The organism is Paenibacillus sp. FSL R5-192, assembly GCF_000517845.1.
Classification (GTDB): domain Bacteria; phylum Bacillota; class Bacilli; order Paenibacillales; family Paenibacillaceae; genus Paenibacillus; species Paenibacillus amylolyticus.
The window spans coordinates 1-12,041 of the sequence record NZ_ASPR01000010.1 but is presented as its reverse complement, the minus strand read 5'-3'; the positions used below and the strand labels follow the sequence as shown (position 1 = coordinate 12,041).

The following is a 12,041-nucleotide window of genomic DNA, read 5'->3' as shown; positions in this document are numbered from 1 at the left end:
CTTCTACAATGAATGTTGCAAAGGAGACCTCGCATGAGTGAGCAATTTAGGTTTGATCTATTTCCATTAATTCAGACAGAACGATTCATCCTCCGGTCAGCCGACGCTGGAGACAGCCATGATCTGCTCGCGTTATATTCCGATGAAGCTGTGGTTCAATATATGCCATTCACTCCCTTTGAATCTGTGGAGGATGCACAGGGTGAGATGAATTGGTATACGAAGATTTTCAAGGAACACACCGGATTACGCTGGATGATTGAAGACCGTGAAACTCGTAAAGTGATCGGAACCTGTGGGTTCCTGAACTATGAAGATGTACATAACCGTGCAGAGATTGGATACGATTTGCGTTCCTCTTTCTGGGGCCGCGGTGTTATGACTGAAGTGGCCCGTGCTGTGTTACATTTTGGATTCACATGCATGCAGCTCAACAAGATCGAAGCAAAGGTTGAACCGGAGAACGAGGCGTCAATTCAGCTGTTACATAAACTTGATTTTCAACAGGAAGGTGTACTGCGGCAGCATGAGTTTGAGAAAGGCAGATATATTGACCTTGCGGTGTTCTCTAAGTTACGAAGCGAAATATAGGCAAGCTAGCCCACAAGGATTCCAATGACTCCATCTCATTCCAGAGCCGTAAGGCTTGTCCCTCTGAATGAGCCCATGCTATATTGGAGAGATGTGAGGAGATGAGGATATGAAGCTGGTGTCCTGGAATGTGAATGGCTTAAGGGCATGTGTGACCAAAGGATTCATGGATTATTATCAGGAGAGTCAGGCGGACATTTTCTGCCTTCAGGAGACCAAATTGCAAGCCGGACAGATTGAGATGGACCTGGGGGAAGATGTTTATCAATATTGGAATTATGCGATCAAAAAAGGATATTCCGGTACGGCTGTATTTAGCCGAATCAAACCTTTATCCGTTCGTTACGGGATGGAGGAGGACAGCGAGCCGGAAGGACGGATGATTACACTGGAGTATGATGAGTTTTATCTGGTGAACGTCTATACCCCTAACGCGAAGCGGGATCTGACCCGGCTGCCTTATCGTCTGGAATGGGAGGATCGATTCCGGGGGTACATTCTGCAATTGGAGCAGACTAAGCCGGTTATCGTCTGTGGAGACCTGAATGTGGCTCATCAGGAGATTGACCTGAAGAATCCGAAGCCCAATCTGGGTAATTCCGGATTTACCCTTGAAGAGCGTGGCAAGATGACCGATTTGCTTGCTTCCGGTTATGTAGACAGCTTCCGTCATCTGTATCCGGATCGTACGGATGTATACAGCTGGTGGTCTTATATGCCGAAGGTTAGAGAACGGAACGTGGGCTGGCGCATTGATTATTTTCTGGTATCCAATCAATTGGCACCTAAGGTAGCAGATGCGCATATCGACTGCCACGTGATGGGCAGTGATCATTGCCCGGTGGGTCTTACTTTGCAACTATAGGTAAAAGGATCATCGTGAGATAGATTGAGGTAAGAGTTTTAGAATACAAGTATAGATGAACTGCAAGTTTCCTGAATGGGAGATTTGCAGTTTTTTTTGCGTTACAGGTAGGGGAGGGACACTGGACTTTGGTTGGGGAAAGAACTGGACTCGGGATTGTTTCAATCGCGCTATTTCTTGGGTACGATTGAAGCATACATATATAGATGAACCTTTGGGGTAAGGGGTAGAGAAGATGAAGAAGGGGTTACGGAGAGGGTTAAAAGTGCTGGGAGGCATCATGCTTGCCACAGGACTTTTGCTGCTGGCAGGTACAGCGTATGAAGCGTATCAATCCACGCAGGATATGAAGTCCTATCCCCCGCCAGGCAAGTATTATGAAGTGAGTGGTCGCAACATGCACCTCTACACCGCTGGCAAAGGAGAGGTAACCGTGGTGTTTGCCTCAGGCTGGGGTACACCCAATCCGTATGTGGATTTCAGTCCGCTATATGACAAATTGAAATCACAGGTGAAAATTGCGGTATATGACCGGTTCGGGTACGGATACAGTGACTATACGGATGACCCTCGTGATGTTGATACCATCTCGGAAGAGATCCACCAATTGCTGCGAACATCCGGTCAACGTCCACCTTACATCATGGTCGGTCACTCCCTGGGTGCGCTGGAGACACTGCGGTTTGCGCAAAGGTATCCTGATGAGGTGGCTGGCATGGTCATGATCGATGGCGGAAGCCCGGAGTATTACAGTCGTACGGACTTGAATACACCAGAATGGATGATGGATTGGTCCCGTTTTCTGGTGAAAACAGGCATCGCACGAACATTGCTGCAATCGGATCGCATGATGGCATCTCTGGTCATTGACCCAAGTTTGGTAACGGAACCGATGAAAAAGGCCGTCATGATATCCACGTTAAGACATGCGTACAATTACAATGTTATGGAAGAGGTTCGGAACTCCAGAACAAATGCTGCGTGTGTGCTTGAGAACAAAACGAAGTTTGATTTTCCACTGACGATCCTGACAGCGGGTTCGGCGGAATCGGATGAGGACAGTCAGGCATGGCAGGCCGATCAAGCGAATTTTGCTTCATGGTCAAGACACGGAACACAGCTGACGGTTCCACAAGCGACACACAGTATCCACAACAGTCAACCGGATATTGTCGCCGCCGAGATCATGAAATTAGTGACACCGCCAGTGACCTATGAGTAACATGATTCCACAAACACATGATGAACAGGAGGAGGAGGGATGGATGAAAAAGTTTAAAGTGATCACCCGCTTCCTGTCCATTCTTGTAGCCAGTTGTCTATTGTCTCTAAGTGTACTATCTGTATCTGTGATATGGGTTAAGAATAACGTTCATGCGGTGCCTGTGATCCAGCCGTTTGAACGTGATTAGCACATGAAACGAAGAAGAAGGAGTGGTAACAGATGGTGAAGAGAAGGAAATATGTATTGGCCTGTGCGGCACTGGCGATGATGGTGGCCTTGAGTGCTTGCAGCAGCGCGGCAGATGAACCGAGTGATACGGAGAAGATGGACACTGAAGTTTCCTCCGGAACCGGTGAACAAGCGACTGATGAAGGTGCAAGCGAAGCAACAACAAATACAGTGACCGAAACGGAAGGTACGACTGCACCAGCAGACTCCGATTCAGAAATCGGTGAGGAAGCAACTGCTGGAACCAATGAGTTGCCGGAGAACTTGCCAAGTGATTTCCCATTGCCGGAAGATGCTACGATTCGTTTAGCCAATTCTGGTGAGAATGAAGGCAAGCAATCGGCCATGGTGATTTTCTCCACTGAACAAGATATGAAAACCGTATCCCAGCTGTATAAAGATTACTTTAACGCCAAAAAGTTGACGGATGCAGGTCAGACGATCGATGACAAAAATATTATTATTCAGGGAACCGACCCGGAGACGCAGGATGTCTGGTCCCTGATCGGTGGAACATTGGCGGGACAGGAAGGCGTCATTGAACTGACGTTGACCTGGACAGAATCATAAGCAGAAGATAAGGGCTATTTTTCTTTCCTGCTTTTTCCTTCCTAAAATAACGAATGAACGCCATAATACCTTGCATACGGAGCCGCATTATTGCTGCACCGCTGCAAGGTATTTTTATTTCGAACTGGAAACCTGACAGGTTACATGGTATGTTATATCATTATAAACAGAGTAATAGACAACTATAGAAGAAGACAGGAGAGGATTGAACATGATTAGAGTGGGTATTGTTGGTTACGGTAACTTGGGTAAAGGTGTAGAGAAAGCCATTTCCCAGAACGAGGATATGGAACTGATTGCTGTGTTTACACGTCGTAATCCGGAGCAGATGGTCGCTGAAAGCACAGAAGTACGTTTTGAGCATATCTCTGCAGCGGAGCAATACATAGGCAAGGTTGATGTTATGATCCTCTGTGGTGGTTCTGCAACCGACCTTCCAGAGCAGACACCAGCCATCGCCAAGTTGTTCAATACGGTAGATAGCTTCGATACACATGCGAAGATTCCTGAATTCTACAAGGAAGTTAATGCTGCGGCAGAGCAAGGCGGTCACGTAAGTGTCATTTCCACAGGTTGGGACCCAGGCTTGTTCTCCATGAACCGTCTGCTTGCACAGTCCATCTTGCCAGAAGGAAAAGAGTACACGTTCTGGGGCAAAGGTGTGAGCCAAGGCCACTCGGATGCTATTCGTCGTGTTCCAGGTGTTAAGGCGGGTGTACAGTATACTGTACCTGTTGAAGAGGTAATCAACCGCATTCGTGCAGGGGAGACACCAGAGCTGTCTACACGCGAGAAACATCTGCGTCAATGTTATGTGGTAGCAGAAGATGGTGCTAATCAGGATGAGATCCGTGAGACGATTGTGTCGATGCCAAACTATTTTGCAGATTACGATACAACGGTAACGTTCATTAGCGAAGAAGAATTGAAATCCGAGCATGAAGGTATGCCGCATGGTGGATTTGTAATTCGCAGTGGGGTTACAGGTGCTGGTCAAAAGCAAATTATTGAATTTGGTCTGAAACTCGACAGCAATCCTGAATTTACAGCAAGCGTACTTGTAGCGTATGCAAGAGCCGCACAACGTTTGAGCGTGGAAGGACATAAGGGAGCGAAAACGGTATTTGATATTCCGCTCGGTCACTTGTCTCCAAAATCGGCTGAAGATCTCCGCCGCGACTTGTTATAATTCTGATTCGTTCCAGTGATTTTATAGAAACAGCTCGTCCTTGGATGTATAGGACGAGCTGTTTTTTTGCTGTTGCTGTATACGATTCATACATTCATATGAATTGGCAGGTACTATATTGCCTGTATCCCTGCTTATGCTCTTGCGGAAATGGCATCCTACACCCAGTGTGAGGGAATGTTAAGATGGTCCGGCAACTTGGTATTCACATTACCTTTGGCTGCATTAATCTGGGATTGCGTCAGGAAGATGCCACCTCTCAGGTCTGCATCGCCCAGATCCGTATCCCGCAAGTCCGCGCCAATCCAATCCGCATTTCGTGTATCTGCATTTCGGAGATCGGCTGCGATCATTAAAGCCCCTCGGAAGCTTGCGCCCCGCAGGTCAGCTCCCTTTAAGTTGGCACCAAAAAAGTCACTTCCCGTACGTTTCTTACTCTTCTTCGACTTCCCTTGTCCATGAGCGCTGGGGGGCACATTCGCACGTACCATCTCACTTGCCTGGATCAAGAGTTGATTCACACTGGACCGATAATTGGCGATGTCCAGACGGAGAAGGGCTGCAGGCTCCAGATTGCTCAAGCGCTCAATCTCCTCATATAACTCACCAAATACCGAGTGAAGGGATGACGTCTCCGGTCTCATCATCATTTCCTTCATATAACTGAGCAACTCGTGAAGTTGTCGCAAGGCAGGCAGACAATCGAACATCTCATTTGCAGACTCTGGATGATCACGCCAATCTTTGCCCGCGTAGGTCACTTGGGACAGCTTCTGTCCAGCTCCGAAACAGTCGTATACCGTGCAACCTTTGAACCCTTTCTGCCGAAGCTCGGTATGGATACCGCAGCGATTGTCCGTGCGCAGATTGGGACAGGGTGTGCCGCTGGCTTTATCAAAAGCAAAGTCCGATGACTTGCCATAGGGCAAGGCAACACAGCACAGGCCAAAACACTGCTCGCAATCTGCGCTTAGATGCGGACTCGCAGTGCTGGCAAATGGTTGGTTAGACAATGTAAACACTTCCTTATAATAGTACAAATAGATGGAATTACGTCAGTACCACTTTACCATTGCCTTGCGATTAGAGCAATTGAAGACAAGGAAAAAAGGGCAGTTACCCAAATAGATGGGAACGCCCTTTGATCGTGGAGAATCACGTATTTAAATTAAACTACACCTTGAGCGATCATGGAATCGGCTACCTTGAGGAAACCGGCGATATTCGCTCCGGCTACGAGATTACCTTCACAGCCATACTCTTCAGCAGCTTCTACACAGCTGGTGTAGATGTTCTTCATGATGTCATGCAGCTTGGCGTCTACTTCTTCAAATGACCAGGACAACCGCATGCTGTTCTGTGACATTTCAAGAGCAGACACGGCTACACCTCCGGCATTAGCCGCTTTGGCTGGACCGAACAGCACGCCTGCACCGTGGAAGACGTCAATGGCAGCCAGGGTGGAAGGCATATTCGCGCCTTCGCCAATGGCCTTCACGCCACCTTTGATTAGAAGGGCCGCAGCTTCTTCATCGATCTCATTTTGCGTTGCACATGGAAGAGCAATATCACAAGGGATAGACCAGATGCCTTCACAGCCTTCGGTATATGTAGCATGCGGGTGTTCTTTGATGTATTCGCTGATGCGAAGACGATCAACCTCTTTCAGACGTTTCACAGTATCCAGGTTGATTCCTTGTGGATCGTGTATGTAGCCACCTGAGTCACTACACGCCACGACTGTAGCTCCAAGCTCCTGTGCCTTCTGAATGGCATAGATGGACACATTACCAGAGCCAGAGACAACGACTGTGCTGTCTTGGAAGCTGAGCCCCTTGGATTGCAACATCTCCTTCACGAAGTACACACAGCCGAAGCCAGTAGCTTCCTTACGTGCCAAGCTTCCTCCGTACAGCAGACCTTTTCCTGTCAATACGCCTGCCTCATGCCCGCCATGGATACGTTTGTATTGGCCGAACATGTAACCGATTTCCCGTGCGCCTACACCAATGTCACCTGCCGGTACATCCGTATCGGAACCGATATATTTGTACAGCTCTGTCATGAAGCTTTGCGTGAAACGCATGACTTCCAGATCCGATTTTCCTTTGGGATCGAAGTCAGAACCACCTTTACCGCCGCCAATGGGCAGACCGGTCAAAGCATTTTTGAAGATCTGTTCGAAGCCAAGGAACTTGATGATGCCCGAGTATACAGAAGGATGGAAGCGAAGTCCGCCTTTGTAAGGGCCAATGGCACTGTTGAATTGCACCCGGAATCCACGGTTAACCTGAACTTTGCCCTGATCATCTACCCATGGGACACGGAATGTGATTACACGTTCGGGTTCAACAAGCTGTTCCAACAGACTATGGTTCTTATACTTGGGGTGTGCTTCAATAACAGGAATAAGGGAATCCAGAATTTCTTTGACAGCCTGATGGAACTCGTCTTCGTGCGGATTTCTGGCGACAACCGACTCATAAACGGAATGAACATATTCTGCGGCAGTAACTTGAACGGACTCTGTAGTTTCTTTTGTTATCGTGGACACTTTTTCGATGCACTCCTTTATTGTGTTAAAGTCTGTAGAGGCTTATTTGCATAAATTGAATAAAAGTTTGTAGTTAAATATACAGGAAAGCAAATAAAAATACGAGATAAAAATTCATAAAATGTTTTTTATGCAGTAATTAAAATGTTCTATGGATCTACCATATGATGTGAAGAATTAAGTTATTAAATGGAAGATATGACCACAAATGATAATAAAAAAGCAAGTTAGACGAATATACTGGATTAAAATATTAGTTTTGGTAAGATGGTAAGAAGGTCTCGTATTCCGGGGTCTTTTTAAAATATAAAGGAGGAAAACAAGATGATGAAGAGAAACATGCCAATCAACATGGAGAACAAGGCTTGTATAGGGGGGGAAATCTACTATGAACCATAGGACCTCCCGCCATAATTGCAGAGAGAAGCTGGTGAGCCAGCTATTTACATTCGGTGAAGAGAAAAGAACATTTCTCGACGACTATTTCGACGCGCGTGATCCAGAGCGGATACAATTGGAAAAACAATTGTCCGCATATACAGAGTATGTGGAAAAACTGCTCCTGGGTCCTGATGAAGATCTGGACTCAGCTGTATTGATCGGCAGTCATATTGATTTTGAATATCTCGATTTTCATACGTCAGATTCGTTCATGATTGTCATGCCAGAGGATACTAATCCTGATGAGGGTCGTATTTCCTTCCTCTCTCCAGTAGGGAGTCAATTACTGCTTGGCAGTAAAGGGGAAGTTAGGTCTGTTCATACACCATCAGGTTCCATGAGAATCCGCATTACGGGGATCGAGCTGAGGAGCGAAACCTTGAACGAGCCGGCGCTAGGGGGTGCAGATCATGCACTTTAAAGAGACGGACTTACCAGGGATTGGACGTAAATACTGGCTGCATACCCGTAGTGGTGAGCATTTGGTCATAGTGATTCATAACGACGAGCGACGTGACCTGTTCCATATGGAGTCAGGGGATACACCTGAAGAGGTGGGTGATATGGTATCTCTGGTCACCCTGGACGATGATGAAGCCCGGGCGGTAGCCGCTATTGTTGGTGGTATGACCTATAAACCGAAGTTTCAGGATGAGCGTGAAGTGATGCTTGAAGGGCTGTTAATCGAATGGCTACGGATTGAGCCCCACGCCGCAAGCGTAGGCATGACGATTGGTGAACTGGATATCCGTCAGGCTACGGGCGCCGTAATTCTCGCTGTTGTGACCAAGGATAAGGAGAAGCATTTTAATCCAGGCCCGGATTATGCTTTTACCGCTGGGGCTACAATTGTAGTTGCCGGTGAACGGAATCAGATCAAACATCTCAAACAATTGTTAACTGATGGACGGACTTAGCCTATGGATATGCTCATATTCGAAGTGGGAATTGCCGTTGCGCTGATTACACTTACTGGGCTGATATCTTCACGATTACGATTTTCAGTCATTCCTTTCTATATCCTGATTGGTATGGCTGTTGGACCACATGCACCACAGATTGGCATAGTGGATTTACGTTTTATCGAAAGTTCGACCTTTATTGAATTTATGGGCAGGCTTGGCATTTTGTTTCTGCTATTTTATCTGGGTTTGGAGTTCTCGGTCTCCCGGTTATTAAAGTCTGGCAAAGCCATTCTGACCGGGGGCATGTTCTATGTTGGTCTGAATTTTGTCTCTGGATTGCTGTTGGGGTGGTTCATGGATCTGCCCCTTCAGGAGACACTTGTTGTCTGCGGGATCATGACCAGCTCTTCTACAGCCATTGTAGCTAAAGTGCTCGTTGATCTGAAACGCACGGCAAACCCTGAAACAGAGATTATTATGGGCATGATCATGTTTGATGACTTGTTCATCGCGATTCATATCTCCATCCTGACCGGGCTTGTGCTCAGCGGGGCAACTTCATTCTTAAGTGTTCTGTTAGTATCGCTGTCTGCCCTGCTGTTTATTGTGCTATTCCTGATTATTGGCAGGAAAAGCATCAAATATATTGATAAGGCACTGAATATCAAGTCATCAGAGTTGTTTCTGCTTACCGTCATGACACTGCTCTTCCTGGTGGCTGGTTTCTCGGAGACACTGCATGTAGCAGAAGCCATTGGAGCATTGATGATGGGGCTTGTGTTGGGCGAATCAAGACATGTAAGTCGGATTGAACATCAGATCATGCCTTTCAAAGATTTTTTTGGTGCAATTTTCTTCTTCAGTTTTGGCCTGACCATCGAGCCGGCTTCACTTGGCGGAGCTGTTGGGATGACGATTATTGCCGTTATTCTGACGATTGCCAGTAACTATGGTGCAGGTATGATCGCTGGCAGACTGGCTGGAATGAGCCCTAAGGCCTCATTGAATGTGGGCTTTACCCTGGTCTCGCGGGGCGAATTCTCCATTATCATGGCGAACATCGGCAAGGCCGGAGGGCTGATGGCATCCATCCAATCGTTTGCCGTGTTGTATGTGTTAATTCTGGCTGTGCTGGGGCCTATCCTGACCAAAGAATCTCCGCGGATCTATGCTCAGTATGCGCGGCTAAGGAAGCGGATGAAACGAAGGGAAACGGGTTGAGTCAAACGCTGTCTGTCCTAGGACAGACAGGTTATTCTGACCGTAGTGTTTAATAGGCGCCACACCATTTGGAGAGCGAAATTACTCCAGGGCGTGGCGTTTTTTATTACTGGGAACCCAGCCTTGTTATTATACCTATTTCAACAAATTATGGTATGTATCCATATCTTGTGCGTGGTCGTGAATGTTTAAGTCTAGAGGCAGGACTATAGATGTGATTTGGTAGAGAGGGATTGAAAATAAGAACATATTATGTAAAATAATGTTATATTCAAATCTAGCAATTGAACGCACTATGTACACGAGAACGAACGAGGAGGAATAGCTCATGAACAAGAAAAGTAGATTTCAACGGTTAAAATGGGCCGGTACAGGGATGTTGCTCAGTCTCGTATTATTTGCTCTGCCTGCATCTGCTGCATGGAACGATACATATCAGGGTTACGCGACGTATACAGGCTCAGGTTACTCGGGAGGTGCAGTGTTGCTTGATCCCATCCCGGCGGACATGAAGATTACTGCACTTAATCCGTTTCAACTCAATTATAACGGTGTCAAAGCCGCTTTAGCGGGAGCCTATCTCGAGGTGCAGGGTCCTAAAGGCAAAACAACCGTCTATGTAACAGACCTTTATCCAGAAGGCGCCAGCGGAGCGCTGGATCTCTCACCGAATGCCTTTAACCTGATCGGTGATCCAAAGGCAGGTAAAATCGATATCAGCTGGAAAGTGGTCAAAGCTCCAATTCAAGGCAACGTCTCCTATCGGATCAAGGAAGGCAGCAGTCAGTGGTGGGCAGCCATTCAGGTTCGTAATCACAAATATCCGGTGCTGAAGTTCGAAGTGAAACAGAAGGATGGCACGTGGCTCAATCTTGAAAAGCAAGACTATAATCATTTCCTCGGAACTGGACTGGGCAAAGAAAAATTAAACGTTCGTATTACCGATATTCGCGGTCAGGTATTAAATGACACGATCCCGGCTCTGCCTAATGATGGGTCAGGTGGTGCATATATTGTACCGGGCAATGTACAGTTTCCCGATTGACAGATATACGAAGGTGTTATAAAAAGAAGTATGGTCATAGACGTGTTTTTAACGAAAAGTCGTACACTGTACGGCTTTTTTTGTATACGAAAAGAGGAGAATATACCGTATGAAAAAAAGTCTGCCTTCATATCAGACAACACATCCCTATTGGAAACAGTATCAGGGCTTTTTCCCTGAAGAAGTGAGGTTAGGGGAGCATACATCTCCTGAGGAAGAATGGTGGGAGTCAAATGGGGTTCATCTGCATATCGATCGTTTACCTGCGCCGGAGTCTTCAATCAAAATTCTGTTCATTCATGGTGCGGGAGGCAATGGCAGGTTGCTCGCTCCGTATGCCCGCATGTTGCAGCGACATGGATACGAGGTGGTATCGCCAGATCTTCCGCCATATGGTTTAAGTTACGCAATGTCTGGTACACGTATTAACTACGAACTATGGATAGAGTTGCTTGTGTCACTCATCGAACGGGAACACAAAAAAGATGGCAAGCCAATCGTTGTATTGGGAAGTAGCATCGGAGGTATGCTTGCCTATCACACCAGTGCACGCAGCAAGCGTGTTAAGGGTTTGATCGCAACTACATTTGTAGACACGAGTAACCAGGAAATGCGAGATCAACTTGCACCGAATCGTCTGGTGAGCCGGGTGGGAAAACGGATGATGGATATGTTCCCTGGTCTGCTGGATCATGTACGTATTTCGGTCAAACAGGTATCCCGAATGCAACTGATTACTAATAACCAGGACTTAACCGGGCTTATTATGAATGATCCACAAGCGGCAGCTACACGTATTCCGTTGGAATTATTAAGAACATTTCTTAATAAAAAACCGGAGGTAAGCCCGGAACAGTTCAGCCAGTGTCCGGTCCTGTTGGTTCACCCTGAACTGGACCCCATGACACCGATCAGGTTCAGCCAATCTTTTTTTGATCGTCTGGTGGTGGAGAAGGAATGTGTGATCTTGGAAGGGGCAGGTCATTTTCCTATAGAGCAGCCAGGGCTGAACCAGTTGGAGGTAGCGGTACTACGATTTTTACAACAAATTCAATGATGAACACTGGCTACTACACTGCTTCGCATAAGATAGTTTACATATCCTAAGTACGTAATACACCTCCCACTAAGGGCAATGTCATTAAGTTTAGCTCAAAGACAAAACTGAGAATAAAATGAAATCTGAAACGGCATGGGAAAAAGTCCC

The 12,041-nt window shown here is 46.7% G+C and carries 13 protein-coding genes; 11 read left to right on the top strand and 2 right to left on the bottom strand.

Features of this window, described 5'->3' with window-relative positions:
• The first annotated feature begins 33 nt into the window (after positions 1-33).
• From C161_RS05515 to C161_RS05495, 6 genes are all read left to right on the top strand, one after another.
• Positions 34-591 (top strand): GNAT family N-acetyltransferase, encoded by a 558-nt coding sequence (locus C161_RS05515; protein WP_036668610.1) that lies wholly within the window; start codon positions 34-36, stop codon positions 589-591.
• Between the two features lie 109 nt (positions 592-700).
• Positions 701-1,456, top strand: a complete 756-nt coding sequence (locus C161_RS05510; protein ID WP_036617303.1) for an exodeoxyribonuclease III — start codon at positions 701-703, stop codon at positions 1,454-1,456.
• A 235-nt stretch (positions 1,457-1,691) separates the two neighbouring features.
• Positions 1,692-2,678 (top strand): alpha/beta fold hydrolase, encoded by a 987-nt coding sequence (locus C161_RS05505; protein WP_036617305.1) that lies wholly within the window; start codon positions 1,692-1,694, stop codon positions 2,676-2,678.
• A gap of 43 nt (positions 2,679-2,721) precedes the next feature.
• Entirely contained in the window at positions 2,722-2,868 is a 147-nt protein-coding gene (locus tag C161_RS32270; protein WP_017687030.1) for a hypothetical protein, read from the top strand.
• Between the two features lie 32 nt (positions 2,869-2,900).
• Positions 2,901-3,479 carry a hypothetical protein gene (locus C161_RS05500; protein WP_036617311.1) on the top strand — a complete coding sequence of 193 codons (579 nt, stop codon included), beginning with the start codon at positions 2,901-2,903 and terminating at the stop codon, positions 3,477-3,479.
• Between the two features lie 211 nt (positions 3,480-3,690).
• Positions 3,691-4,668 (top strand): diaminopimelate dehydrogenase, encoded by a 978-nt coding sequence (locus C161_RS05495; RefSeq protein WP_017687032.1) that lies wholly within the window; start codon positions 3,691-3,693, stop codon positions 4,666-4,668.
• Between the two features lie 158 nt (positions 4,669-4,826).
• Here C161_RS05495 and C161_RS05490 read toward each other — a convergent pair whose 3' ends face one another.
• Together C161_RS05490 and gdhA are read right to left on the bottom strand one after the other, a co-directional pair.
• Entirely contained in the window at positions 4,827-5,681 is an 855-nt protein-coding gene (locus C161_RS05490; protein WP_036617314.1) for a pentapeptide repeat-containing protein, read from the bottom strand.
• A gap of 155 nt (positions 5,682-5,836) precedes the next feature.
• Entirely contained in the window at positions 5,837-7,222 is a 1,386-nt protein-coding gene (gene gdhA / locus C161_RS05485) for an NADP-specific glutamate dehydrogenase (RefSeq protein WP_174806476.1), read from the bottom strand.
• Between the two features lie 388 nt (positions 7,223-7,610).
• On the opposite strand from gdhA, the gene C161_RS31400 reads away from it, so the two are divergent.
• The 5 genes from C161_RS31400 (at position 7,611) to C161_RS05460 (ending at position 11,891) form a co-directional block, all read left to right on the top strand.
• Entirely contained in the window at positions 7,611-8,084 is a 474-nt protein-coding gene (locus tag C161_RS31400) for a GreA/GreB family elongation factor (protein ID WP_051449595.1), read from the top strand.
• Entirely contained in the window at positions 8,074-8,580 is a 507-nt protein-coding gene (locus C161_RS05475; RefSeq protein ID WP_036617317.1) for a cation:proton antiporter regulatory subunit, read from the top strand. Before C161_RS31400 ends, C161_RS05475 begins: the two co-directional genes overlap by 11 nt.
• A gap of 3 nt (positions 8,581-8,583) precedes the next feature.
• Positions 8,584-9,789, top strand: a complete 1,206-nt coding sequence (locus tag C161_RS05470) for a cation:proton antiporter (RefSeq protein WP_017687037.1) — start codon at positions 8,584-8,586, stop codon at positions 9,787-9,789.
• Positions 9,790-10,117: 328 nt separating this feature from the next.
• The gene (locus C161_RS05465) at positions 10,118-10,834 is read left to right on the top strand and encodes an expansin EXLX1 family cellulose-binding protein (RefSeq protein WP_036668609.1); all 717 of its coding nucleotides are present in this window, start codon (positions 10,118-10,120) and stop codon (positions 10,832-10,834) included.
• Positions 10,835-10,943: 109 nt separating this feature from the next.
• Entirely contained in the window at positions 10,944-11,891 is a 948-nt protein-coding gene (locus tag C161_RS05460; RefSeq protein ID WP_036668608.1) for an alpha/beta hydrolase, read from the top strand.
• Positions 11,892-12,041 lie beyond the last annotated feature (150 nt).

Bases quoted from the DNA above. Each gene is read 5' to 3' on its own strand.
- C161_RS05510 (WP_036617303.1), top strand. From the start codon at position 701: ATGAAGCTGGTGTCCTGGAATGTGAATGGCTTAAGGGCATGTGTGACC.
- C161_RS05505 (WP_036617305.1), top strand. From the start codon at position 1,692: ATGAAGAAGGGGTTACGGAGAGGGTTAAAAGTGCTGGGAGGCATCATG.
- C161_RS32270 (WP_017687030.1), top strand. From the start codon at position 2,722: ATGAAAAAGTTTAAAGTGATCACCCGCTTCCTGTCCATTCTTGTAGCC.
- C161_RS05460 (WP_036668608.1), top strand. From the start codon at position 10,944: ATGAAAAAAAGTCTGCCTTCATATCAGACAACACATCCCTATTGGAAA.
- C161_RS05515 (WP_036668610.1), top strand. From the start codon at position 34: ATGAGTGAGCAATTTAGGTTTGATCTATTTCCATTAATTCAGACAGAA.
- C161_RS05500 (WP_036617311.1), top strand. From the start codon at position 2,901: ATGGTGAAGAGAAGGAAATATGTATTGGCCTGTGCGGCACTGGCGATG.
- C161_RS05475 (WP_036617317.1), top strand. From the start codon at position 8,074: ATGCACTTTAAAGAGACGGACTTACCAGGGATTGGACGTAAATACTGG.
- C161_RS05470 (WP_017687037.1), top strand. From the start codon at position 8,584: ATGGATATGCTCATATTCGAAGTGGGAATTGCCGTTGCGCTGATTACA.
- C161_RS05495 (WP_017687032.1), top strand. From the start codon at position 3,691: ATGATTAGAGTGGGTATTGTTGGTTACGGTAACTTGGGTAAAGGTGTA.
- C161_RS31400 (WP_051449595.1), top strand. From the start codon at position 7,611: ATGAACCATAGGACCTCCCGCCATAATTGCAGAGAGAAGCTGGTGAGC.
- C161_RS05465 (WP_036668609.1), top strand. From the start codon at position 10,118: ATGAACAAGAAAAGTAGATTTCAACGGTTAAAATGGGCCGGTACAGGG.